Origin of the sequence: Citrobacter sp. LUTT5 (assembly GCF_009905315.1) — a bacterium.
Taxonomy (GTDB): Bacteria; Pseudomonadota; Gammaproteobacteria; order Enterobacterales; family Enterobacteriaceae; genus Citrobacter; species Citrobacter freundii.
The window spans coordinates 4359048-4384978 of the sequence record NZ_CP047606.1 but is presented as its reverse complement, the minus strand read 5'-3'; the positions used below and the strand labels follow the sequence as shown (position 1 = coordinate 4384978).

General features: G+C 44.3%; 15 protein-coding genes. 6 read left to right on the top strand and 9 right to left on the bottom strand.

Translation table 11 applies throughout. The features are described 5' to 3' along the window. Positions 1-8: 8 nt before the first annotated feature. Both GUC46_RS20925 and GUC46_RS20920 read right to left on the bottom strand, forming a co-directional pair. On the bottom strand, positions 9-584 hold the full coding sequence (locus tag GUC46_RS20925; protein WP_049007155.1) for a recombinase family protein: 576 nt from the start codon (positions 582-584) through the stop codon (positions 9-11). A 280-nt stretch (positions 585-864) separates the two neighbouring features. Beyond that, positions 865-1215: a hypothetical protein gene (locus tag GUC46_RS20920; RefSeq protein ID WP_160180702.1), complete on the bottom strand. Its 351-nt coding sequence runs from the start codon at positions 1213-1215 to the stop codon at positions 865-867. A gap of 193 nt (positions 1216-1408) precedes the next feature. Between GUC46_RS20920 and GUC46_RS24155 the strand changes: the two genes are divergently transcribed. Both GUC46_RS24155 and GUC46_RS20915 read left to right on the top strand, forming a co-directional pair. Next, entirely contained in the window at positions 1409-1591 is a 183-nt protein-coding gene (locus GUC46_RS24155; RefSeq protein ID WP_236654171.1) for a hypothetical protein, read from the top strand. Positions 1592-2975: 1384 nt separating this feature from the next. Beyond that, positions 2976-3893 (top strand): helix-turn-helix domain-containing protein, encoded by a 918-nt coding sequence (locus GUC46_RS20915; protein ID WP_160180700.1) that lies wholly within the window; start codon positions 2976-2978, stop codon positions 3891-3893. Positions 3894-4175: 282 nt separating this feature from the next. Here the strand turns inward: GUC46_RS20915 and kwaB are convergent, their stop codons facing one another. From kwaB to GUC46_RS20895, 4 genes are all read right to left on the bottom strand, one after another. After that, complete coding sequence (gene kwaB / locus GUC46_RS20910; RefSeq protein WP_001395241.1) at positions 4176-5135, bottom strand: anti-phage protein KwaB; 960 nt, start codon at positions 5133-5135, stop codon at positions 4176-4178. Then, positions 5122-5721 (bottom strand): anti-phage protein KwaA, encoded by a 600-nt coding sequence (kwaA, locus tag GUC46_RS24150; RefSeq protein WP_003845542.1) that lies wholly within the window; start codon positions 5719-5721, stop codon positions 5122-5124. Before kwaA ends, kwaB begins: the two co-directional genes overlap by 14 nt. Positions 5722-6003: 282 nt before the next feature. After that, positions 6004-6255: a hypothetical protein gene (locus GUC46_RS20900; protein ID WP_003845544.1), complete on the bottom strand. Its 252-nt coding sequence runs from the start codon at positions 6253-6255 to the stop codon at positions 6004-6006. A gap of 231 nt (positions 6256-6486) precedes the next feature. Next, positions 6487-7764 (bottom strand): site-specific integrase, encoded by a 1278-nt coding sequence (locus GUC46_RS20895; RefSeq protein ID WP_160180697.1) that lies wholly within the window; start codon positions 7762-7764, stop codon positions 6487-6489. A gap of 361 nt (positions 7765-8125) precedes the next feature. Here GUC46_RS20895 and GUC46_RS20890 point away from each other — a divergent pair, with 361 nt between their 5' ends. Then, entirely contained in the window at positions 8126-9400 is a 1275-nt protein-coding gene (locus GUC46_RS20890; protein WP_160180695.1) for an integrase arm-type DNA-binding domain-containing protein, read from the top strand. An 88-nt stretch (positions 9401-9488) separates the two neighbouring features. On the opposite strand, the gene zorE is transcribed toward GUC46_RS20890, so the two are convergent. The 3 genes from zorE to zorA2 are packed head-to-tail and all read right to left on the bottom strand — an operon-like array spanning position 9489 to position 12950. Next, positions 9489-10580, bottom strand: a complete 1092-nt coding sequence (gene zorE, locus GUC46_RS20885) for a type II Zorya anti-phage system protein ZorE (RefSeq protein WP_017694611.1) — start codon at positions 10578-10580, stop codon at positions 9489-9491. Positions 10581-10583: 3 nt separating this feature from the next. Further along, positions 10584-11291, bottom strand: a complete 708-nt coding sequence (gene zorB2 / locus GUC46_RS20880; RefSeq protein ID WP_023343022.1) for a type II Zorya anti-phage system protein ZorB2 — start codon at positions 11289-11291, stop codon at positions 10584-10586. Positions 11292-11297: 6 nt separating this feature from the next. Beyond that, positions 11298-12950: a type II Zorya anti-phage system protein ZorA2 gene (gene zorA2 / locus GUC46_RS20875; RefSeq protein ID WP_160180692.1), complete on the bottom strand. Its 1653-nt coding sequence runs from the start codon at positions 12948-12950 to the stop codon at positions 11298-11300. Between the two features lie 213 nt (positions 12951-13163). Between zorA2 and GUC46_RS20870 the strand changes: the two genes are divergently transcribed. The 3 genes from GUC46_RS20870 to GUC46_RS20860 all read left to right on the top strand — a co-directional run bounded on the left by GUC46_RS20870 (position 13164) and on the right by GUC46_RS20860 (position 25931). Continuing rightward, positions 13164-16523, top strand: coding sequence for an STY4851/ECs_5259 family protein (locus GUC46_RS20870; protein ID WP_129766163.1), 3360 nt, complete (start codon positions 13164-13166; stop codon positions 16521-16523). Then, the gene (locus GUC46_RS20865; protein ID WP_160180689.1) at positions 16523-22849 is read left to right on the top strand and encodes a DEAD/DEAH box helicase; all 6327 of its coding nucleotides are present in this window, start codon (positions 16523-16525) and stop codon (positions 22847-22849) included. Before GUC46_RS20870 ends, GUC46_RS20865 begins: the two co-directional genes overlap by 1 nt. Positions 22850-23072: 223 nt before the next feature. Further along, positions 23073-25931 carry a DEAD/DEAH box helicase gene (locus GUC46_RS20860; protein ID WP_133164444.1) on the top strand — a complete coding sequence of 953 codons (2859 nt, stop codon included), beginning with the start codon at positions 23073-23075 and terminating at the stop codon, positions 25929-25931.

Below are 25931 nucleotides of genomic sequence, written 5' to 3'. Positions count from 1 at the left end.
CATAATTCTCAAATATCAGGGAGTTGCAAGAACGACTTAAGTCGGTAGAAGGTTGCTTTGCTGATCTCTAACCTATCCTGGATCGCTGCTGGTGGTAATCCTCGTGCTAATAACTCACGTACTTGTTCAACGGTTGCTTTGATCGGTCTGCCGCAATGCTTACCTTCCGACTGAGCTCGTTTGATTCCTGCGGCTCTACGCTCTGCGATTAGGTCTTTTTCCAGGCTGGCAAGTCCTGCCATCATAGTTAGCATGGCTTTACCCACTGGTGTTGAAAGATCAAACCCCTCTCGCAAGCTGACAACCTTCACACCCTTCATTTGCAACATTTCAACAGTAGATAGTACATCGATAGTGTTACGTCCCAGGCGGTCTATAGCAATCACGATCAGCGTATCGCCTTCTCGCACATAATTGAGTAGTTCACCAAACCCTGGACGCTCTCCTGCCTTGATTGCACCACTCACCGCTTCATCGCTGAACCAGCGAGTAACGCTATAACCAGCATCAGTTATCTGCTGCTTCTGGTTTTCAACGTTCTGGTCGCTGGTGGAAACTCGCACGTATCCGATCACAGTAGTCATGATGTTCTCTCAGTCTCAAAAGGTGGTATCAAAATAATAACTGTATCAAAATAAAAGATCAATCTTTTGAGACAAGGCGGAACCGCATTCTGTGGTTGCGTCGATGTGGTCTTAAAAGGAGATGGTTATGAGACTGGATAATCCAGGGATAAGAATTTCAATTTAAAGCGGAGGATTGTGGAGGGCGTAAAATCTAAATGGGCGGTTGGCTCGTGTAGCCGTTGAGCTTAGATGGTTGCATCTTATAAAACGGAGTAGGCGTGATTGCTCACGCCTTCGTTTACATCTCAGAACACAGGCTCAGCGTGTAGAGTGCCGTTTGACCATCGTTGTTAGTTGGGCGCATAACGAAAACAGGATCACTACCATTGTCGATGTAAGTGACAGCTATTCCACCGTCTGGGGTGGCGTACATCTTCGCAATACTTTTCTCTCCAATGAAACCCAGTCTCCAGGTTTTACCACCCATGCTCACCTTCATGCTTTTGTCCTGCACATCAAGGCGAGTCTCGACAGAAGATTTTTGGCTACCAGAATCGATCTGCCCTTCCTGGATGGCCTTGCAGGTGAATGTGGTTGCACTTGAAGCGAAGGGGAGAATGATCAGCGCCGTGAGAATCAATCTTTTCATGATCTTCCTTTTGGTTGCGAGTTAAGAGTTCGTCGGGAGCCATTATAAAATTGTTAATTGGTAAAAACGATTATTTTCTATTGTATCGATCGATAAAATTGATCAACATTGAAACTATAATCTTTATGTGCAGTTGTTAGGAATCGATAGATTTTGATAACGAAATCAACGGGAGGACGTTGTGAGAAGAGCAATGTTGGTGATAAGTGGGCTGTTATTTTCACAGTTGGCAGCAGCAGGACAGATCACAATGACCGATCCCCAGCAGGAAAAGACGGAGAGCGGAAAGACGCTTTGCACGTACGAGAACAGCCAGTATGTTTTCACCTACGTCACGAAAGGGCAGTGCCCGTATGCAAAGACTTTCGAAACTTAGGATTCAGAGTAGAGGCTGAATAAAATAGGAAGTGTTGTTTAACTTCATGAAAAGACAGGTGTGCTTAGCAAGCCTCCAACAGATCGATTGTTAATTCTGCTGATACCGGCACGGCGCAAGGCTTTATGCAAGGTTATCGGTAGTTTCAATTGTTACTATCTTGGTAGGTTTGGTAACTTTACTCCGTATCAACGGTGCTTCTTTATAAGCCAATTAATACCGGGTTAGATGTCAGTTTAATGGGAATTATCTCAGGATTATTGCATGGGTGATTCGGAGTGAGCAGGGCGACGTTCTACCGTAGGGTCAAGAGTTTATCGGTAATCGACGCGAAGCGCCGGAACCATACTATTATGCGCTGGCCTTGGTGCCAGGCTCACGCCGCGCATGAAAGATAGCCATACAGGAGAGATCAATTTTGACAAGTTACCTTCATCAAAGGTGCTTCTCCTGTGCAGATGCTTGTTATGCTCGCTACGCTCCCAAACAGAAACCCATTAAACCCAACTAACTTAAGGTTAGTTAATTGGTTTTCTATCTCTTGGGCTACTACCGCCCAAACTTTGCTTAATGCCATCCAGCGACTACGCCGCCATTAACAACACTCCACAATGATCCTATGGCATTCCTGCTTAATGTCATCCACTGATCTTGATTAACCACCAACCAAACAACCACCCTAAATCCTTAGGCTGTCTGTTTATCTGGTGCAAGGTAGCTATGACATTACCATACGTGCAAACATCCCAATCCAATCATCACTGATTGTCTCGTGCTGATGCACTTCAGTGCAGAGGGAGAATCTCTCTACTATTATAGCGGATTTTGTAGGTATCTGTATTTAAAGGAAAAAATAGGGTGAAAATCGCCATTTTTCACTTTTTTTCTCAAGAAATGGCGAGATGGTGTTCGTGAATGGAAGGAAGGGCTGTCTTCTCTGTCGCCAAATTATACCACAGATTGTGATTGACAGCAACTATCTATTTCTGATATAAAGAGCACTAATCGCAAAGCAAGAATGCAACGCGTTGAAAGTGAACAAAAATATTTCACGAAATCACCGTTTGGGTATTGACAAACGTTAGTGAAATAGTGTACTATGGTAAGTATGAAGGGGAGAAAACCTTCTGAACTTTTCAGCCCTGGGCGGGGTAACTGCTTGGGGTTTTTTGCATCCAAAATCCGAAGGAGGCCAGTATTGAAGTATTTCAGCAGTGACCAGGTTTTTAATGATCTGGTCAGCGGCGAAGTGAAACGCCACGTTATTTACGCATCAATGCAAGCAGCAAAATCGAGAGGGTATACAGACCGAATGGAAATTTTTCAATCTGCACTTATCCGTTATGACCAATACCGAAAGGAGAACACCAACTAAGGAGGAACATTGATTCAAGCATACGAAGACGGTTATTTTTTCAGAGATACCCCGCAACACGATCACCCGCTTTCAGCATTTTCCAGACCTACCCAACAACTCGTTTCTTTAGATAATGTTCTATACGTTGTCGAAGTTGAAAGTGGTGAAATTCTTCACTACGACTCGAGGGAGTATTTGCTTGATGGTGGCATTGTTCAGGATCTGCATTTGAGCTACTCGACAGCAGACACAGCCAGATCAAAACAGGCACACCGTGAATACTCCAATACGCTGGGCGACCTCCCAGAAAAGGCAGCCTATAACGGGATCAAGGAGTTTGCAGACGTATTAAGCAAGCCCGATTTCACGAAAGTATTTGCATTATGTAACGAAGTTGACAGGCGAAACTTAGCATTTATAACACGTGCGGATCTGTGCACAATACTGAACACCACGCCGGATCATCTCAACCGTGTTTTATCGGGTCTTGAGCGTAAAAAGTACATCAAGGTTGATAAAGCTGAACACCAGAAAGGCGTATTAAAGGTATGGGTTAATCCTTCGTTTGTCTGGAAAGGTGATTTAGCTAACCGCTACTTATCTGGACATTTGCAGGGCTTCCCAATCCTGGAACGTAAACGCCCAGTAAAACGCTCTGAGGTGCTCGACACGCTCACGGCGGCAGCAATGGCTGCTTATGATGTCTGGCATGTTGAACACGGACATAAGGCCAATCAGCCTTATTCTAATGAATGGTATGCAGAGATCACGATGTACGACAGCGCCTACGGAGAAGGTGTACGCCTTGCAGCAGAAAATCAGACTTTGAGCAGGTTATTGAACCCGGCAACGTCAGAGGTTGACTTCATTTGTGAGTTATTCACTCCTGCACAATACCAAGCTTATCTGCAAATGTTTGCAAAACTAACAAGAAGAATACACTGATCCAATGTTTGATAATAAAGGTATCTGTACGATACTTCTTTGAACTAACTTGATAAATTTTCAAACATACCGCTCTTTTGGGGATTATGTATTACCGTTATCAAGAATGATAAGTATTTATACGGCATAAAATTATTTCTAAAAAAGGATGAAGCATGATTATTGCTCTTTACTGGTATTTGTTCTTTAGTTTTGCTCTGTATTTTATCTCCAAATGAACTTCTAATTGATAATTAGCCCTGTTCTTGAAATAGATCAGGGCTTGAATTTCTGAAAATAACATCAGTTTGCTTTTAGTTCATCTTTAGCTAATGAGTCATAGAGTATTTTAGTGAGAGGTGATTCTAAATAGTCATCGCTGAGCAATTTAATAAAATGTTTTTGAGATCTTTTTGTCTTAACTATCAGTTTCGTACCATCATCGCTAACTATCATGACAGTTGAGAGGAATGAGTGTTGTTTTACATACTCAATGATAACAGGAACATCAATTATACCTAATACTGGAGAGTGCTTAGAAATTTTAGCCAGCTTTCTTGAGAAAGACATTTCAGATGAGCTTTTTTCAAGATGAGAAAGGTCTTCAATAAGATTTGATTCTTTTAATGCTTTTAAAGCAATAACCGATTGAGCTTGAATGACCTCATGGAATTTCATAGTCCTTTCAAGCGTGGTTAGATTTTTTATAATGAAGTTATCATCTAAAAGTATTAAGTCATAGTTGAAATCTAATCTGAAAACTTGCTCAGGAAGTTCTTTAAGGAAACCATCCGGATCTGGTACTAAATTGAAAACTTTACGGCTTTGCTCAAAAACTGTTATTGGGGTTTTGTTTTTGTAGAGCGATAAGCACTTATTATTACCACGTATCTGAATGATTATCCCTTTGATGTTCTTGAATTTATCTTCATAATTATAGAAATCCTGTGAGTTAGGTGGGATTTCTATAGCAGATGTTATAAAATCAAATTCTAAAGGTTTCTGCTCATAGTCGAATAAAAATAAAGCATTCTTGCGATCATCAAAGTTTGAGAGTTGAGGGATAGTTAGATCTTCGTTCTCAATAATGTCTTGCGTAAGACTTAATTTAAAACCCTCAATGATTTTAGGAAATGCTTTGTTATCTATTTTTGAAAGTTTTAAGGAGTAGTCCTCTTCATTTTTTACAATGAAGATTACTCTAATTCCTGAGTAGTTTTCGAAAATACTGTTTATTTCTACCTTCAAATCATCTGGATTCATCTTTTTTCCTTGCTATGAAAACGTAGTCATCAAAAAAACTGTAGAATACTTGATCGCCAACAGTCAGCACATCCATAGAGATTGCAATGACGTTTTTTACTTCACTGCTTCCTGAATAAGAAATGTTAACTCTATACAGCTTATAACCGAAAAGGGCCAAAGTAGGGTTCGCATAATACTTATCCGTTTTAATGAAAATTAAACCAATAACAACTATTAAGAGAAAGTAAGCGAGATTTTTCTGGGGGTCATCAAAACTGAATCCCATAAAAGGTACTATGTATGTGGCTAAAAAAGTCAAACTTTCATAACTCTCACTTTGACAAGCAGTGATTGTTACACAATCGGCGTTGTTGACCTTAGTCAATCCTTTAAATCTTCTATAGAAATAAAATGCTATCCCTATAAAAATTACACAAATTATTGAGATTATGTTGCTGGAAGCTAATTGATAAAATCCTATAAAATGGCAGGAGGAGCCATAACAAAATGGGATTTTTGCGCTCAAAATGATAATAAAAACAAACAGCAACATCAAAGACAGTATGTATAGTCCCATCTTGTTGAATGTGCTTTTTCGTTTCATGTTATCCCCCAGTGATGAAATCATAATCAAAACTTGATTATGTGAACATCAAAAGTATACCTTAAAGTACTGGTTTTTTGTACAGTAACCGGCGAATTCATGCGTGCTATCGGACTCACAAGAGGACACATAGTAGATTTTCTGATCCAAGTTGCCTTCATGTACTTTTAATTCACGTAGAGCAGCCAATCAAGTATCAGCAATCACATGATTTTATTGCTATTTTTTATGGTTTTTGTAAAACACCAGAAGATTGAAAAGGGCCACTGAGGCCCCTTGGTGTTATTTACGGTTTTTGTTGGATTGAGCCAGCACGGAAGCAGCAAGCTGCTTGGTTAAAGTACTGGAACGTGGATTATCCAGCGCCGCAGATGCTTTATGTTCCATTGCACCACTTGTCTGATTTGAGGAACCTTTTTGAGAGAGAGCTGAACCAGCAAGGCTCTTCTGAATTGCAGATGCGTTGGGGTTGTTTAGGGTTTGTGCTGCGACTGATGCTACTTTACTTGATGTTTGCTTTGAATTGTTAGCCATTCTCAACACCTATTCAAGAAGTGAATTATTGAACATCTTGTATTTAAATCAAGAATGAATACAAGATGTAGTGTTAATGATAATCCTCACCGCTTCGCTGTGCAACGATGAAAAATCTCTTTACTGGATAAAACTACAGTTTTAAAAATGTGCGGTATTTCTGCTTTCAAATTGGCTTAATGTGCATACATTTAGATGATACCACTGCGTTTTCTGATCGTTATTCGTTCACTATTTATCAGTTTTCTCACATTGGGGCTCCTTCTCTATCTCTGGGTAACGTAATAGCTCGATGTATGGCTGTAGTTCAATCGGAGATGCTGCATTCTTGCTGTACGTCTTGAAACTTTCTGTAGAGCCGCGCTCATGACCCAAGAGAAGTGCGATCCGGTCTTCTGGGACTGGTTTTAACTTACCTCGTCCAACCCCCCCACGATCCAGAATCTGCGCCACTGCATGGCGTAGACTGTGAAAAACTTTCAACTCTGATCCTTCTTCCCCTAATGCCTTACGTTTAGCCCTCGTAAAACGCTGTGAATGCCACGTAGAGCGCTTTCCATCTGCACGGTCAGTCATCGACGCACGATAGAATAAAAAGCCGTTATGGGGCTTCCCACGCAGCGACAAAACCAACGGAGTGATCAGGCTATGCACCGGAATAATACGGGCTGCTGATTTGGTCTTCCCCTCCGTCACTTCGAAACATAACACCCCTTCAATCTCTCGGATGTTGGCTGCACGTAATGAACAAATTTCATTCAGGCGCATACCGCTATACATCCCGATCAGCGTTACATTTTGCATCTCTTCATCATTCGCCATCACAGCGAACACCTTCGCCAATTCTCCAGGCTCAAATATTTTATAACTCACCTTGCTACTTTTGGCCTCCAGCGCATGACCGCGCCAGATGTTTTCTTGCGGTGCATCGTGGTAGCGATTACGGGCCAGATCCCAGATTTGAGCCAGTGCGCTGACATAGTTTTGTATGGTCTGTGGTGCTTTCTCCGTCTTGAGCTGATCAAGCCAGCCTGTAACGGTGGTTCGGTTAACGTCACGAAGCTGAACATCACGCTTTTTCAGATGTTCTAAGAGCACTTCAACAGCCTTGTTTGTCTTCGATAGCGTAGTGAGTTTGCGCTTCTCGCTGAACTGCAATAGATAAAGATCACGCATTTTCAGGAGGGATGGCACTCCTTGGGATTGGGTATTGCTCATGACATGCTGGACAGGTGTTTCATGAACTCGGGCGCTAACTCTGCGTAGCTCTGCAATTGCCTGCTCAATCTTACTCCCTTCTCTTGGTTTGACCTGTTCCCGTAAACGTATCCATTCAACAGCGATAGCATCTCTGAACAATCGCGCCTGACGTATGTCACTTGTGCCAGTGCTCTTGACGAAGTAGCGCTTGTTGCCAAAAAGCGAGCGCATGTAAGCTGGAACGGTAATCCTTACCAGATAGTTTCCGCATGGATCTAAAACTAAGTAACGATCTCTCTTGAAACTCATGTTCACCCCGGCTATTTTGTAAGGGCTTTTACATGGGGAAGTTTCCTGTGTAGATTGTTGGAGTGGCGAATTCTTAGCAGTTGATTCAATAGCTTAGAACAGCTTGCTGGAGAAGCGAACACCGTAGAAATACGTGCCGGTTCGAGTCCGGCCTTCGGCACCATCGGAACATCAATAGACGTCAACGGACGTCTTTTTTTGTGCCTGAAATCCAGTATCCGCAAGGCTTTCCTCGCTTTTTCACTCAACCTAAGTCAACCTGATTCAATCTACATCAACTTACTGATGCGGGTACAACTGCGGGTATATCCCGGTTCGATAATGTTTGTACCCACACAGAACCCTTGAAAGGATACTCATCATGGCTCTGAGTGATGTGAAGGTTCGTTCGACAAAGCCTGAAGCAAAAGCTTATAAACTTGCTGATGGTGAAGGCATGGTTTTGCTTGTTCACCCGAATGGTTCCAAATACTGGCGGCTTCGTTATCGTTTTGGCGGTAAGGAGAAGATGTTGGCGCTGGGGAAATACCCTGAAGTGTCGTTGGCGGATGCCCGGGCACGCCGGGATGAAGCCCGTAAGCTGTTAGCTAATGGCGTCGATCCCAGTGAGAACAAGAAAGCCGTTAAGGTAGAGCAGGAGCAAGAGGCGATAACGTTTGAAGTGGTTGCCAGAGACTGGCATGCCAGCAATCAAAAGTGGTCGGCATCGCATAGCGCTCGTGTATTGAAAAGCCTCGAAGATAATCTCTTTGCTGCCATCGGTAAGCGGAACATTGCAGAGCTTAAGACTCGGGATCTTCTTGTACCCATTAAAGCCGTCGAGTCATCCGGGCGGCTCGAAGTTGCCGCCCGTTTACAGCAGCGTACTACCGCGATTATGCGCTTTGCTGTGCAGAGTGGTTTAATCGACTACAACCCCGCGCAAGAGATTGCTGGTGCGGTTGCTACGGCGAAAAGAAAGCACCGTGCGGCTCTGGATCTTGAACGTATTCCCGAATTACTTCACCGCATTGATCACTACTCTGGCAGACCGTTAACCCGACTTGCTGTCGAACTTACCTTGTTAGTCTTTATCCGCTCGAGCGAGCTGCGATTTGCCCGTTGGTCAGAAGTAGATTTTGAAACGGCCATGTGGACGATCCCCGGTGAGCGTGAACCGTTGGACGGTGTTAAACATTCTCAGCGTGGCTCAAAGATGAAGACGCCGCATCTTGTTCCCTTGTCGCGACAAGCTCTCGCAATTTTGGAAAAGATCAAAAGCATGAGTGGACACCGTGAGCTGATCTTCGTTGGCGATCACGATCCGCGTAAGCCGATGAGTGAAAACACGGTGAATAAGGCGCTGAGAGTGATGGGTTATGACACGAAAACGGAAGTATGCGGACATGGTTTCAGGACGATGGCGTGTAGTTCACTTATTGAATCAGGATTGTGGTCGAGGGATGCTGTGGAGCGGCAGATGAGCCATCAGGAACGCAACTCTGTTCGGGCGGCTTATATACATAAGGCGGAGCATCTGGGGGAGAGGAGGCTAATGTTGCAGTGGTGGGCTGATTTTCTGGATGCGAATCGGGAGAAGCAGACTTCACCATTTGATTATTCTAAGATTTACAAACAGTCTTTTGACGATAGATAAATATGAATTATTAAGAGAACCCAAGTCAAAATTTACAGAGATTAGTATTAATAATCAACTGCTGTTTGTTCAGACTTGGGTTGTATAATTAGAAAATAACCCCAGATTGTATTTCTTTAACGAGTTCTCCCACGGAGAATACTTTCCAACCATCGACTTTTACCGGTGTTAAATTTACTGCAATTTTTGAAACCGGCCAGGCAGCTTCTACGGTAGCAATAATTTCATGCTCCGCGTTTTGTAAGTCTAATCCCGGAACTGGTGGCGGGTATCCTTTGTGTTGCATAATGTTTATATCACCATGAATCGAAGGATCTGTCAGATCGTAAATATCCTTCCAGGATTCAGCCTTCAAAAGCCCTTGTTGGGAACGTAAGCGTTGAATGATTGCCATGTCAGCCTGAGTGACAAATATTCCTTCGTGCAAAGGTTGCTTTCGATGGCAATCTTTACACAAGACGAGTAGATTTTCAGCTGAGTTATCATATTTAATACCATTTTTGTGGTGAACATCGCATAGACTTTTCATGGACATTAAATTCACACCACAATCACTACATTTGTAGTTAGCTTGTTCTCGAGTAGTTCTGGATATATCCTTCCAATTTTCTACATAGCCGCTATTTGATTTATCATAGATTCCTTTAGGCATATGGCGAAAGCAGGTACTATAATCTGAAAAAAATTCATTCAAAGAAAATGATTTAAATATTACTCTTTTCTGTTGTTTATCTATACTTCCTTTGTAATTAAGGCGTTCTAGGCAGTTCATACAAACTTTAAGAGCGACATCTTGGCTCCGACCGAGCCCATCATCAATTTCAAATAAGCCATCAACACGATTTGTTGCATGATACCGTTCAAATCGATTTTTTTGGCGCATGTCATCTAATGTTCTACACCAGGCAATATGAAATCGCTTCCCTTTCTCTCCATCTTCAATAGCCGCATCATAACGTCCGGTATGGTCTCTAATATACAAAAGAACCTGTCTCCCTTGGTAGGAAATAAGACCACTGCCGGGATCAAGATCTTCAATTCTAACTTCTTTACCTGCAGAAAGTTCGATATCAATTGGATCAAAAACTACAGGCGTTTCGTCAAGGAAAAAATCAACGCCTTCCGGCAACATTTTTCTTCCTAACTGAATAAGTTCAGAAATGTCGATAGATAATTTCATCTCTTACTCCTGAATTATTTTTCTAATCTGCAACTCGGCATTTGTTACAACTTTAAATGTTACTCGGCGAGAGCGATTGGGATCTTCTTTACCAGATTTATCAAGAATAGGGTGTGCGGAAGAATATCCAACGGCAGCAAATTTACTTTTTACCCACTTCTGGTGTGCTGCGCTTTCTTTTAAACCATAGACATACTGCAGTACTGCTCGTGTTCGCCCTTGCGAGAGTTCCATGTTATTAAAATAGGCCATGTCAGAATTGGACGCTCCAGTCCAGTCAGTACTTGTATGTCCCTCAATACGTACTTCAGTAATATGTTCCTGGTAGTTATCAAGAACTTTAAGGTAGCGAGGGAAGAAATTATCAAGGATCTGTTTAAATTTTGGCTTAAGCTCTGTGCTACCTAAACCAAATAAGACATCGGGTGATTTAAAACGGACCTCAAGAGTTTGTTTGTCAATTTCAGCATCCCAAGCTGGCAAATCCTTTGTAAACTCAGTTTCTAGTGCATTATAGAGTTGAAGTTGAGCATTTTCATAGGCGACAGCCACTTCTTTAATTTTTTCTTTTTCAATACGCACATAGTGCATGTAGGCGATAGAAATAAACATAAATACCATCATCAGACCTGCCATTAAATCTGACATTGAAACCCAATGTTCATTATCTTGATCTTTTTTAGGGGCCTGCTTGCCAAGGATTTTATCCATTAGCAATTATCCTCGTTTTTGATTAGCAGAAATTAATGTTTGCAGTTGTCCCATGACAGCTTGATACTCTTTGAGTAGTCGCTCGTAGTTACCGACAAAACCTTTGCTGATTGAGAGCAGAGCATTCCCTAGTGATTGCATCTCACGATTCATTTCGCGCTCTGTTGCTTGCTCAAAAGCATGTAACTGCTCGTTAATTGAACTACCAAATTTCTCAATTGACTCTTTCACCTGAGATGTCAGTCCCGCGCTTGCTTTATCAAACGAAGATTGCATTGAACCAAACATGTTATCGGCATTGCTGGTTAATTGTTGATTAAATTTCTCACCTGTCTTACTGAACATATCAATAACATTAGTAGTGTTTTGTTCCATATTTCGATGCAATTCTCTTGAGTGTGTTTCCAGAGATTTCAGGAACTCATCACCACTTTGTTTCATCTCCGTAATAGTGTCTCCTAGCGTGCTGGTAAGAGTTTCAGAGGAATTGCTGACATCATGCGCCATTGATGCAAAAGCTTGCTGTGTCTGAGTCACTGACTGTCTGAAACCTTCAGTGCCTTCATCAAGGGCAACTCGCATCGAATCAGCATTGATAAGTATCTGCTGACTGGTTTGTTCAAGAGACGCGCTGACATTCGCGGCACCTAATTTTAAGAGTTCACCCACTTCAGACATTTTTGTTTGAATTTCAGGTAAAACATCAGTTGCCTTATCGCGTATGGCGACAAAGGTTTCCAGATGACGGGAGAGTTCACCAATTTGGTGCTGATTCACTTGCAGCACGTCACGAAGCTCAGCCATCGCAAGAGGAATCTCTTTGCATTCTTCCCAGATCCCTGCGACAGCTTTTCTGGTTTCGACTAAAGATTCAACACTTTGTTGGTATTGCTCACCCATCTGCTCAACTTGGTTTTTATAGTTTTCCTGCCAGTCGACAAGTTTTTTTACAGAAGTATCAAGTGCTTTGAAATTCTCACCGAATTGTTCAGTTAAATTATTGTTGAAATCAATAATAACTTGCCTAAGGGCATCGATAATTTGTTCGGTTGCTCCTTTTGCCATCAGGTCTGCAAATTGCTGTAATTGTTCCCAGAGCTTATTACTGAAATTAGAATGGTTAGATATTTGTGCCCGGGAGGCATCACTGATTTCATTACGCAGTAGTTTTATTTGGGCAACAATGGAACCCTCTTCGCTACCACTCATGCCAGAGATTAACTTCACTAAATGTTTATTTTGTTCTTTTAATTCTTGATGGATATGCTCAGGAGTAACCGACGCTGGAGTATTCGCCTCCAATAGGCGACGTTTATTGGCAAAAAAGAAAGCATCTAATCCATTAAACAAAATTGCGAAAAACATTCCAACAATACTGGTAATGAATGCTGTCTTAAGACCTCCTAATAATACAGGGATGCTGGTATCAATGCTTTCAGTATTAAAATTAAGCAATCCAATAATGATACCGATAAAAGTACCCAGTATGCCTAATGCTCCCATTAATGTTGGAGCATACTCTCGGAATTTGTTATGAATATTTTTATGATCACACCACCAAGCAGCACAAAATACAAAGATAACAGCCCAAATAAAAATGTTTGTGACGAGTGTGGAATCAATTGATTGAAACAAATGTTCAAAAAGCTGAGCTAACATTGTTATTCCTGTAATAATCACAGTTAGTAATGCTGGTGTAAAAATTGTATGTACACCTGGTAAAATATGTGGCCTTTAAACCAGTGAATCTTCGTTGATTGTATCAACTTTCGCCAAGATATACATGATTTCTATCATATTTTGTTGGTCTCAGGCGTTGAGCTTTCCTGCAATCATAGTAATCTGTTACTAATTGTATCAATCGAAGGCAGGTTGCTTGTGAAAACTCCAGTTAACCCACTTTTGCGATGGCTCAATGCGTTTTTTAGCAGTCGTTCATTACCCGGAGCTGATGGGAGGGCGCTGTATGCTTACCGTTGTCATGATGCAGAGTATGAAAGTTTGGCTGCTCTTCTTCGTGCCCATGTTCCACGTAACTACCCCAAAACCATATTCATTTCTTACAGTGATGTTTTGTTCAGCATATACGCCGCTGAGTTTATCCGCCGTAACCATACTGCAGGACATCCAAGATGGGACGTTATTTTAGAATCGATTGGCTGGAAGGTACCTTACGCACATCGGCAAAAGCTGGTAAATGATGGGATTCGTTACTGGAAAAGAAAGGTGAGAAGTCTGGGTCAAGCATCGGGTTATCTGCATACTCTGGCTTGCGAAGGCGGTTTGCCCATCCGGATGATTGAAAATGAAAGTGGCTATTTAATAACCTATTTCAAACGAGTTTATCAGGCACTACGTGGGCAATCGTCAAGGCGTCCTGCGGAAATAATCGCACAAGAACTGGGCGACACTATTCCTGCGACAATGCAAAATGAACTCGTCTATGAAATAGCTGGTGAATTTTGCGAGACACTTCATACGTTACTCAATGAGCATCCCACTCATGGTCAGGACCCCGTTTCCTCACTACGCAAACAATATCCTGACTGGCATCTTCAACTTCCGTTGGTACTCCCGGAAGAGAATGCCTCAGAGATTGTAAGACGATTACTTTCTCAATCTTCAGAGCCCCGTATATCAAGCAATGTGCTGGTTGAAAGGATATGGGTTGATGTTGATGACAGTTGGTATTGCGATGCCCGGTTTCGATTTCCGGCCACAATGCGTACTGAACAGTTAATATCCCTGTTTGAAAGCAATATTCAGCCGGAACAGACACGACTCATCATTTCTGCAAAATGGAGAAATGGTGGGGCCCGGTTGGCAATGCTAAGCCGTTATGAACAGCAAGATTGGCGAGTAGAGTTATTACCCTTCGCTATGCAAAAACTCTCTGGGGCAGATGCGATGACCGAAATATCGTTGTCGCTCCATGAAGGGCCGATTCTGCTAGGTCACGTAATTCCCAAAGGGGGTTATGAGCTTACCGAAGATTTACCATGGGTTTTTGAAGCGATGAATGAGAGCGAGTCGCAGTTAAAACTTGTCGGCATGGGCTCTGTTAGTTCCAGGCAAAACTCTCTTTTTATTTCGCTACCGACAAATAGTCATTTGGATATTAGTGGAGAAGGTGAGTTTGATATCCCGAGGTTGCTGAAAAATAGTGAACGTAGCTTAACTAAAATAAGCGGAGTATTCAGCGTTGTTTTACATGATGGCGCAGTTTGTACGATTCGCACGCAGCAACTTTATGATTCTGCGATTGAGTATTATATAAAACCGACAGAGATCGATCTGGTAAAATCTGATTATCCTGTCCATCGTGCCTGGCCAAAGATCGGCTGGAAAAAGGATATGCAGCATGGCATTGTCCCAGAGAACGAACTTTTTTGGCGATCCATTCGTTCAGGTAACAACTCCTGGTTTTCTGTCGCATCAGTAATGCCGAAAGGGCAGATAGAAGTCAGGCGAATAGTCAATGGTGAGGTTTTATTTAGCGGTAAAGTTGTGATTTTGCCAGCAGATTTCGATATTCAAATTATTCCCGAGACTGCTCAGCAAGGAGTTATTGTACTCTCTGGTATAACGGATGCAAGGGTTGATAAATATTCAAACAATGAAAAAGTAACACTTAAATCAGATTATTTGCAAAACGAGTGTGTTATTGATTGTAATTCATCACAGATGCTAGAGAGCACCATCAATTTACGAGTATCCTGGAAAGATGGTTCTAATCTTAAATTGTTATTACCTAAGCCCGTTAGCGGTGGACGGTTTGTAAGTAATGATGGTTCTGTTCATTTTGACGGTGTTGCATCTATAGCACATTTGCATGGCGTGGACGCTGAGCTGTTAACAATATCTTGTGCCGGGAAAGGATATCTTAATATCGAGTTGTTGGATGAAAACCCGATGTCTGAAAAATTTCATTATTTACATGCGGATATTCCATTGTTATCTGGCCGTAATGAAAAATTGCAACAGATTTCACTTTATGAGAATTATAATCTGCTGAACGCCATGCTTGTATGTGCATGGAAAAATGATAGTACATTACGTGTTGATTTTTACTCTGACAGATTTGGTAAGGACAAAACAACACTCAATATTAAACGCTACGATGGCCGTTTTATTGAGGGTGATGAAAGATTGCTGGTTGATATAAAAGATTCTATTGTTTTTCCTTACCATAAAATAGACGACATGGTTGTTGAAGCCATTTCTCTTAATACTCCTGACTTATGCACAGTCCTGCTGAAAAAAGATGAGTCTGGTTATGATTTCTCGACGTTGAATAATCAAGGTGGCCCATGGTTAATTGTGGGTAAAATTGATGGTGCAATTCGTATTGCACCAGTGATTAAATGGATGCTACCTACATTACAGACAGATGATTTATTTCTAAATGCTATATGCAACGCATCGCCAGAACAACGCAAGGAATATTGTAATGCGCTATTTTTGGAAATGAAAAATAATCCTTTGCAAAACTCTTGTTATTTGTTGGTTGAGTACATTAAAAAATATAAGTTGAATAATAGCTTGCCTTTGCTGGAACTGGATTTATTTAGAGAAATTTCGAGTAATTATTGCGTGGTTGTTCAGTTGTTAATATCATCATGTCTTTCTGGGGATAGTGATGCTATTTATGATATACAGGAGGAATTACCCTTCTCATGGGGATGGATTCCTGTTTCAATATGGAAAGATGTCTTTGAACAGTGTTGGTATTCTCTGGAAAAACAGATTAATGATAAGGCATTTGCATTAAATATACTACAGCCATTTATTGCATTTATAAATCATCAAGCGCATATCGATCGTCGATTAGTTCCCATCGCTAATATGTTGCTTACACATAGTGAGATATTACCTGCAGGTTGCACTGTATTGCCATCTGTAAGCCGCGAGCAGTTTAATGATGCCAAACAGATGTTATTAAGAAACCCAGATAGTTTTGGACGTGTCAGCATTTTTTCTAAAGAGCTTTGGGATAGTGCTATTACTCCAGACCTTAAATCTGTTTTTAATAAATTTTGGATCGAAAACACATATCACACTCGTTTTGAAAAACGTTTTAATTTGATGTTAGTCGCGGCGCTGCTTTCCCAAAGAAACAATAAACTTATGCATCAGCTAACTGCACTTTTTGAATTTCACTATCAGCAAGCCCCGCAGCAATTGGGGGTTATCTATCAGTATTATTTTGAACAAGCAGGAGTATGTCATTGATGAACGTTCAGCAACTGCATTATGCGCCACTTCTAAATCAGCTTCATCAGCGTGCGGTGAGGTCGGTGGTAAGTCAGCTGGCATTGCGGAGCAAGTCGTTGAGTCAATATCTGGAATCTCAATATTTCCAGCCTCCAGGTCTGGGGGGGTCACTGCTTGCAGATCCGGTATTCGAAAGTACGTTTGGCTGGATGCCTGCGGATGAAACAATGGAGGATTTGCGTGACAAACTGATCTCCAGCCCGCTGGTTGATGCTTTGAGCAATGCGCCAGTGCCGTTTCGTCATCAGCTAACTGCGTGGCGAACGATTCTTGAAGACAAGCAGTCCCTATTAGTGAGCAGTGGTACAGGGTCAGGAAAAACAGAATGTTTTATGGTGCCGGTGCTGGAAGATCTTATTCGTCAGCAAAATTTGACCCGGCAGTCACTAACAGGGACGCAGGCTATTTTCTTGTATCCGTTGAATGCGCTAATAAATAGTCAGCAAGAGCGGCTTCGCGAGTGGACTCGCGGGTTTAAAGGGAAGATACGCTTTGCGCTATATAATGGCGAAACCCGGCATACCAAATATGAAGTTCAGGAAGACCAGCTCAAAGTACCTGAACAGGCATTGAGTCGGGAAGCCATTTATGAAGCCCCACCGTCCATCATGGTGACGAATACCACGATGCTGGAATATATGCTGATTCGTCGCAAAGATGCCCCTGTCATTGAAAAGTCCCAGGGAATGCTGAAGTATATCGTCCTTGATGAGGCTCACAGTTATATTGGCTCTCAGGCAGCTGAATTAGCGCTGCTTTTACGTCGCGTCATGCAGGCCTTCAATGTTGGACCTGGTACAGATAAACCTGTGCAAATCATTGCTACCTCGGCCACTATTGGTGAAGATTCTCCTGAAGGTAATAAAGAACTTGCTAAATTTGTTGCCGATCTCGCGGGGGTCACAGAACGTGATGTAAAAGTAGTTCGCGGCTATCGACAAATACCGCCGATATCGGAGTCTCTTATTCGTCATGAATATCCCACATCTTTAGCATCTCTTAACTCACTAAGTTCTCAGGAACTTTACCAACAGCTGTGCCATTACCGTGTGGCCCAGCAATTGCGTCAGGCGTTAACTCGCCCCGGACGCCTGGCGGTACGTTTGAGTGAATTGCTCAATGTTGCCAGAAGAACCTGGCCAGACATTAATCACCGTGAGCTGCTGCAGCTTCTCGATCTGATGGCGAAATCGCGAGAGGGTGAATCTAAATTTTCACTAGCTTTTACGCCATTACGTATGCATGGGTTTATCCGAACACTCGCGGGCCTATGGGCATGTTCAAATAAACAATGCGCACATAAAGCGAGTGAATTAGGTGAGAGTGACTGGCCATTTGGTCAGGTATGGTTTGAACAACGCCAATATTGTGACTGTGGTGCGCCTGTATTTGAAATCTTACGTTGCTCCGGGTGTGGTTCAGCTTATTTGTCTGCCAAGGAGGAAGTGCGCGGTGATGGAACGAGCTGGTTGGTGGCGCAACCTGCTGCTGCCGAAGAGGATGAGTTTGCTCTTGATCTCGATGTTTATTCTGAAGATGAAGATAACAACGAATTAGAAAATAACTCCCAATTTGATCGTCTTATAGCGAGCGATGGTGAAAAATATATCATTTCACTGGAGGAAGCGACGGCGGGTAAAATCGACCGCGAGGCGCAAAAGCACTATGAGATAAATCTGCTAAGACCTGAATCTCGAGGTGAGGGACGCAATAATTCCTTTGCTTGTGTTTGTTGTGGTGACACCCAACGGAAAAATAATCCTTTGTTCCGTCCGCTTCGACTCGGTGCACCCTTTTTTTTAAATGAAATTATTCCTACTCTGCTTGAATTTTCGCCTTTACCGCAAACAAGAGAAGAGCAGTTAGGACCGTTTAATGGTCGACGTTTGCTCACCTTTACGGATTCACGTCAGGGAACCGCCCGTATCTCTGCCCGATTACAGCAGGACGCAGATAAAGCTACGTTACGAACCCTTTGTTATCAGGAACTGGCAAATATTAATGAGCCATCAGTAAAGCTCAGTCCGGCACATTGTGCATTGTTAGAGAGTTTTATTACCCAGTTTTCTATCCCTCCGTTAAAAAATTCCATCGACGCACTGAGAAAAGCGATGGTTTCGAATGAGAAGCTTAGCCCAGCAGACGTTCAGGCGCTTAGAATTATCGAGCCGATGGTTAGTTCCTTAAGTCAGGAACATGCTGAAGCAATGCAAATACTCCTCGTCAATTCAGGCAATCAGCAGAAGAAAACCATGTCGTGGCAAACTCTGTCTGAACAACTTGTTGGCAGTGTGGACCTTGCGGACAGAATGAGAGGCAGTTTTAAAGACTTGTCTGGACTTGAGCTTACTAAACAACAGTTTGCTGATTTTTGTTTATACAGTGAGTTTGGTCGCCGCCCTAAAAATGCCTGGACCCTCGAAAGTCTGGGGCTGGTGGCCATTCACTATCCATTTATTGATAAAGTCACAACCTGCCCGCAGGACTGGAAGACATTATTACCCGACCCCGATAAGCAATTACCGGAATGGCGTAATTTATTGAAGATTACCCTTGATTTCTTTATACGTGAAAACAGTGCCGTTTTTTACGAAAACGAGGAGTACCCTCGCTGGATGGGAGCACGTTTCCCGGTAAAAATGCTGCAGGGGCCAGATAAAAAATACAAAGGGCAGAAACGTGATCAACTTTGGCCACAAATACGCGATCGTCATTATAACCGGGTCATTAAGCTATTAATTGCTGTCTTTCCGGCAATACAGCCTGAGCAGGCTCACTGGAAAGCGCTGGTTAATTACTTAATGAATGAGGTCTGGGAAGCTATTCGACCATGCCTGCGTCAGTTTGAATCGGGTTATCAATTGGACATTAAACAACAAGCTGAATTTTACAGTCCAAAGCAAGTCTGGCGTTGCCCCTATACTCGCCGTGCGTTAGATGTCACTTTATTGGGTTATTCTCCGTATTTACCAGGTAGCAAAGAGATAGCACCTGAAAAAGCTGTATTGATTGAAATGCCTGAGCTTCCTGCGCGTCACTGGCGTTTATCTGGTGGTGGAGAAATGGCGCGAGAAGAGCGCCTGCACTGGCTGGAATGTAATGAACGCATTCAACATGCTCGGGAGGAGGGGGTATGGTCTACTCGCAGTGATCGATTGGCCCTGAAAGATAGCTGGTATCGTCTGGAGGAACACTCAGCGCAGCGAACACCAGAGAAGAACCAGTTTAATGAAAAACAATTTAAAGCAGGGAAAGTCAATGTGTTGAACTGTTCCACGACCATGGAAATGGGCGTGGATATTGGTGGTATGAGTTTGGTCGCGATGAATAACGTTCCTCCGGCTCCGGCGAATTATTTGCAGCGTGCTGGCCGTGCTGGCCGTCGCGGTGAAAGCGCATCTGCCGCCATTACGTTATGTAAAAACACCGCGCATGGAATGGAGGTATTCAAAGACCCTCTCTGGGCGTTCAACACCGTTGCGAGTGCCCCACGGGTTCGTTTTGGTAGCAGTAGTATTGTTCAGCGGCATGTTAACGCATTGGTTTTAGGTGCGTTTTTACGAGCTGAAGTTCCTGATGCGACAAAACTGAGTTGTAAATGGTTCTTTGAAGGTGATGAGAGCCAGTGTCTTCGTTTTCTCCATTGGTTAAATCATCAGGCCGATCAGCTGGCGGATAAACTTAAACGCCTTACCCAGGGAACTGTACTGATGTCATTGACGCCGCCACAGCTCTTGACTCGTACGCAAACGATGATGCAGCTGGTTGATACTCGTTGGAGAAGCCAACTTGCCATACTGTTGGAAAACATCGAAGCGTTGAAAACAGATAACAGCGCGTGGGAAGAAACGCCAGCAGGCAAAGCAATCACTTATCAGCTTCGTGATTATCGCGGTGCTTATCTGTTTTCTAAACTCATCAGTGAAGCGTTCCTGCCGGGTCATGGTTTCCCGGTTGGCGTGGTCAATTTCAATTATCTGACCGCGGATGAACTGGAAAGACGTCGCGCAATAAAAGCCACTCAGGCTGACCCTAATGAAGGGGGAGAAAACTTTTCTCGCCGCATTGAAAAACTGCCCAGCCGTGACCTGCCCACAGCATTACGTGAATATGCTCCTGGTGCTGATGTGGTATTGGGCGGAAAAGTATATCGTTCCTCGGGTATTATGCTTGGTAAAGTACTTGCCAGCGGGCAGGAGCTGTCTGGCGATCATCATATTCCGTGGTTCTGGCATTGCCGTAAATGCGGCGCGGGAGCGACCAGCGCCACCCGGCCTGTCGAATGTTGCCACTGCAAGGCAGATATACAGCAGCTTGATGTGAAGCGGTATTTACAGCCTGTCGGTTTCGCGACAGACATTCGTTATCAGGCACATAATGATGTATCCATGCCTGCGCAACTTCCCTGGAAAGATCCTCGTGTTCTTGTACCTTCTTCGGTATGGGTCTCCTTACCCGATGCTGGACTCGGACGTTACCGTTTTAGTCATAGCGGGGAATTGTTCCACTTTAGTGAGGGTGAATTTGGTCATGGCTACGCAATTTGTCTTTCCTGTGGCCGGGCAGAATCTCAAACCCAGCCCCAGCGTACTCCGGAGAATCTAAAGAACCCGGAGAAGGAAAATACACACTACCTGTTGAGAGGCGGTAGTAATGATCGGCAGGGGAACAATAAATTGTGCCACGGTCATGTTCATAAAGATCTGTGGTTGGGATATAGCAGCCGTACAGATATGGTTGAGCTGCAACTCAGTGATGATAGTGGCTTACTGATCAGGGATGATGTTGCCGCGCGTTCCCTTGCGGTTGCTTTGCGTGAAGGATTAGCGCATAAATTGGGTATCGAAAATACTGAGCTGGGCGTGACGACACAGCAAGCGCGCGATATCGATGGCTTCACTGGATATTCTATCTTTATTTACGATAATAATGCTGGTGGTGCGGGTTATGCAGTGCAATTGATCGATAATTGGTCGGATGTCTTTAATTACGCCAGAAAATTGCTCGATTGCAGCTGTGATAAATTCTGTCACCACTGCTTGCTCAGCTACGACAGTCAGCATTATGTCGGCAAATTAGATCGTCACCAGGCATTAACCCTGCTCACTAATCTTCGTCTACAGCGGCTTAATCTCGCGCCAGAATATCAGTACTTCGGAGAAAGTAGTCGGGTTGAAACCAACCCACTCAGTTTGCGTATTGCGCAATGCCTGAACAGCGAGGTTTATGATTCTTGCTCGTTGGTTCTTGCTGGGTCGCAGGAACAGTGGAGTTTTGCGCAATGGCCATTATTTAAAGAGTTACTCCAGTTTGCTTCCTCTGGGGGCAATGTTGAGTTGCTGATTGCCACGCAGCTGGAAAACTTAGCTGATAGCACCAGACATCAGCTTTCCGCGCTAGCGGCGATACCGGGTGAATGCTTGCAAGTGAAATCTATAGACACTGCGCAACTTGTGCAAGGGAATGGGCGCTTACTGGCACAGGTCACTCGTGAGGGGCAAACCCAACAGTGGGCCGCTGCCGACAGTGCCACCGTTTCGCCCGGTGAATTATGGGGACAAAGCTCGGCATCGCCGGTAGTGACGATTAAAGGGGCGTCCAGAAAAACATTCTCGGGTCAGACTTTGAGTGCAGAAGACTTACTGCCAGCATTGCCCGCCGGGGCGGTACGCATCAATCTCAGCCAACAACTTGACGGTCAGGTGGAAGGTTTTGGTTCGCGTTTCTGGGCACTGATAGCTCAGCAGCATGCTGGCTGGAAGAAGGTTTTTACTAATGGACGCGAAATTACTCACGTCCATTATAGTGATCGTTATCTCAATAGCCCATTTACTGTACGTTTGTTAGGTGAAATTTTGACGGAATTGGTTGAACAGGGGCTGGCAGAACGTGCCGAACTCACTGTTTCAGTTAAAAAGTTAGAGTACAGTTCTCGCCAACACGATTCACTCTATAACGCATGGCTTGATGAGCAGGATCGCCAGCAAGTTATGACCACGTTGCTGGAAGAGGGCTACCTTGGGCCAGCCTGGTCAGGGAAAATCTCATGGTTAGCAGGAGATAATCAGAACACCGATCACGGACGTGAACTGACCGTGACCTTCAGCGATGGCAGTGAACATTATGTGTTGCTCGATATGGGACTGAGTTACTGGCGTTGTACAGGTGACACATTCTTCGATTTTTCAGGACGAATACCGAATCAGGTCGAGCGCCTGGCAACATGCCGGGCATCGGTTATAGCCCCGGATAATGGATTGAAGAGTTATATCATCGCAGGCTAAACGAATTCTCCCCCACCGACTCAGTGTGGGGGAGTTGACCCAGCTCACTTTTTAACTATCGTTGTTTGAAATTTATGCGTGATTTCTGCGCATTACATTCCATTTTATCCCCCTGACGCTGCCCTTCATGTTATCTTTAAGGCCCTCTTTTTTATCGCAGTGTGCCGCACCACATCGCTCGGGATAGTGTTACCGCCACTGCCTCATACAGACAGAAAAACCGATGAATAAGCAAAATTATGCACCTGGGATGCGGGTGGTTATTCGTGATGCAGAGTGGCGCATTCGCCGGGCGGATGACAGCGGAGATGGTGGTCACCTGCTGACCTGTGATGGAATTTCGGAGCTGGTACGCGGTAAAGAAGGGCTATTTCTGACAAAGCTGGAGCAAAAAGTCGAGATTCTCGATCCAGCAAAAACAAATCTGGTGGAAGATGAGTCAGCCAATTACCAGGCGGCTCAGTTGTACATAGAGGGCCAGCTACGCCAACGCGTCCCGACTGACAGCAAAGTCCATTTTGGGCATCAGGCTGCGATGGACTCCATGCCCTTTCAGCTCGATCCCACGCGCATGGCACTGGCGCAACCGCGCCAGCGGATATTAATTGCTGATGCGGTAGGGCTGGGTAAAACGCTGGAAGCTGGTATCCTGGTTTCAGAGCTGATTCGCCGTGGACGTGGCAAACGCATTCTAGTGCTGGCGGTTAAATCCATGCTCACGCAATTCCAGAAAGAGTTCTGGAGCCGTTTTGCTATTCCGTTGACGCGACTTGACTCCGCTGGTTTACAAAAGGTGCGTAACCGCATCCCAACCAACCACAACCCGTTCCACTATTTCGATAAGACCATTATCTCCATCGATACTCTGAAACAAGACATCGAATATCGCCACCACCTGGAAAACGCCTGGTGGGATATTATTGTTATCGATGAAGCACATAACGTCGCTCAACGTGGGACCAGTTCCTTACGCAGCAAACTGGCAAAATTGCTCTCCGGGCGTAGCGATACGCTGATTATGCTCTCGGCCACGCCGCATGACGGTAAGGCTGAAAGTTTTGCTAGCCTGATGAACATGCTCGACCCGACGGCCATTGCTAATCCTAAAGAGTATGAATACGCCGATTTTGCCGACAAAAATCTGGTTGTGCGTCGCTTTAAAAAAGACGTAAAAGATCAGATGGCTGGCGAGTTTCCGGAGCGCAATATCGTCAAATTGATGCGCCCGGCAACCGGAGCTGAAGAAGAAGCCTACCGCCGATTGGTTGAGAGTCAGTTCCGTGACGATGATGATGAAGACTCGCGGTCAAATAAAGGCCGCCTGTTCAAAATTACGCTCGAAAAAGCGTTGTTCTCCAGTCCAATGGCATGTGCCAGCGTGGTGGCTAACCGCCTGAAGCGGCTGGAGAACCGCAAAGAAATAAACAGTCAGAGCCAGATTAACGAATTAGAGTCATTGCTGCTGGCACTCAATAATATTGATGCCAGTCAGTTCAGCAAGTATCAGTTATTGCTGGAGACCATCCGTAACGATCTCCGCTGGAAAACGAATAACACGGAAGATCGTTTGGTGATCTTTACCGAGAGTATCAAAACGCTTGAGTTCCTTGAGCAGCAACTGCGTTCCGATCTCAAGCTGAAAGACGATCAAATTGCCACGTTGCGAGGCGATCAGGGCGATACAGTTCTGATGGAAACCGTCGAAGCGTTTGGCAAATCCCAGTCTCCGCTGCGCCTGCTCATCTGCTCGGATGTCGCGTCTGAAGGTATCAACCTGCACCACCTCAGCCATAAAATGATTCACTTCGATATTCCGTGGTCGCTGATGGTATTCCAGCAGCGTAACGGACGTATTGACCGCTACGGGCAAAAACACCAGCCACAGATCCGTTACTTGCTGACTGAAGCCAGTGAACCGCAGATCAACGGTGATATGCGCGTGCTGGAAGTGCTGATCAATAAAGACGAACAGGCGCAGAAGAATATCGGCGACAGTTCCGAATTTACCGGCAAATTTACCCAGGAAGAGGAAGAAGAGCAGGTTGCTGAATTCATGATGCAGGACGATGGCGCCAGCCTGTTCGACGACCTGTTGAATAGCAATGTCACTGAAAATTCTGAACACGACCTGTTTGGCGAAATCTGCAGCGCAGTGTCCAGCGATGCCTCAACCGTGACCGAAAGTGACATTAGCCTGTTCGATAATGAGCAGGCATACTGCGAAAAAGCGCTGGGCTATCTGAAGGCCTGCGGCCAGACCGTGCAATACGATACCTTGCCTGATAACACCTTATCGCTGGTCGCACCGGAGGAGTTACGCCGTCGCTTTAACCAGTTACCGCCGGAAATTGCGCCGGAAAACTGGCAGCTTTATCTAAGCCAGGACAAAACTGTTATTACGGAAGCCATTTCGCGTGCGCGTGGTGAGCAACATGCCTGGCCCGATGTGCAGTATCTCTGGCAAATTAACCCGGTCGTGCAGTGGTTAGACGACAAAATTCAGTCCGCCTTTGGTCGCCACCAGGCTCCGGTGATGCGCCTGCCACACCTGTTTGAGCCTGATGAAGATCATTTCATCCTTTCCGGGCTGTTCCCGAACCGTAAGTCGCACCCGATGGTGAACCCGTGGCTGGTGGTCAGCTTTAACCGCGAAACGTTAAGCGGTAGCCTGCCTTTTGCTGAGTTCCTGAAACGACATCCGCAACTGAGTAGCAAGCTGACTAACAGTGGCGGCAAAGATCGCAACCATCAACGCCAGCAGGATCTGCTGGAGGCGGCAATCGCCCATGCGCGGGATGTGTTTGTTCACGATCGAAATGCTTTTGAAGAGCGTATCAATCAGCAGCTCAATGAGCATCTACAGAAGCTGGATGTTCTGCGTGGGCGTCAGCTGAGTCAACTGGAGCTGGATTTTGCCGATAATAAACAGCAGCTTTCAGTGAAACAGAGCCGCAAAGAACAACGTCAGCGAGAAATCGAACACAATTTTGACAGTTATATCCAATGGATTGAGGACACCATGACCACCGAAAAAGAGCCCTACATCCAGGTTATTGCTGTAATCACCGGAGCGGAGGGCTAA

What these genes read in the sequence shown, in the direction of transcription:
- GUC46_RS20925 (WP_049007155.1), bottom strand. Translation starts at nt 584, where the DNA reads ATGACTACTGTGATCGGATACGTGCGAGTTTCCACCAGCGACCAGAAC.
- zorA2 (WP_160180692.1), bottom strand. Translation starts at nt 12,950, where the DNA reads ATGTTAGCTCAGCTTTTTGAACATTTGTTTCAATCAATTGATTCCACA.
- zorE (WP_017694611.1), bottom strand. Translation starts at nt 10,580, where the DNA reads ATGAAATTATCTATCGACATTTCTGAACTTATTCAGTTAGGAAGAAAA.
- GUC46_RS20900 (WP_003845544.1), bottom strand. Translation starts at nt 6,255, where the DNA reads ATGGCTAACAATTCAAAGCAAACATCAAGTAAAGTAGCATCAGTCGCA.
- GUC46_RS24155 (WP_236654171.1), top strand. Translation starts at nt 1,409, where the DNA reads ATGTTGGTGATAAGTGGGCTGTTATTTTCACAGTTGGCAGCAGCAGGA.
- GUC46_RS20895 (WP_160180697.1), bottom strand. Translation starts at nt 7,764, where the DNA reads ATGAGTTTCAAGAGAGATCGTTACTTAGTTTTAGATCCATGCGGAAAC.
- GUC46_RS20860 (WP_133164444.1), top strand. Translation starts at nt 23,073, where the DNA reads ATGAATAAGCAAAATTATGCACCTGGGATGCGGGTGGTTATTCGTGAT.
- GUC46_RS20865 (WP_160180689.1), top strand. Translation starts at nt 16,523, where the DNA reads ATGAACGTTCAGCAACTGCATTATGCGCCACTTCTAAATCAGCTTCAT.
- kwaA (WP_003845542.1), bottom strand. Translation starts at nt 5,721, where the DNA reads ATGAAACGAAAAAGCACATTCAACAAGATGGGACTATACATACTGTCT.
- kwaB (WP_001395241.1), bottom strand. Translation starts at nt 5,135, where the DNA reads ATGAATCCAGATGATTTGAAGGTAGAAATAAACAGTATTTTCGAAAAC.
- GUC46_RS20890 (WP_160180695.1), top strand. Translation starts at nt 8,126, where the DNA reads ATGGCTCTGAGTGATGTGAAGGTTCGTTCGACAAAGCCTGAAGCAAAA.
- zorB2 (WP_023343022.1), bottom strand. Translation starts at nt 11,291, where the DNA reads ATGGATAAAATCCTTGGCAAGCAGGCCCCTAAAAAAGATCAAGATAAT.
- GUC46_RS20920 (WP_160180702.1), bottom strand. Translation starts at nt 1,215, where the DNA reads ATGAAAAGATTGATTCTCACGGCGCTGATCATTCTCCCCTTCGCTTCA.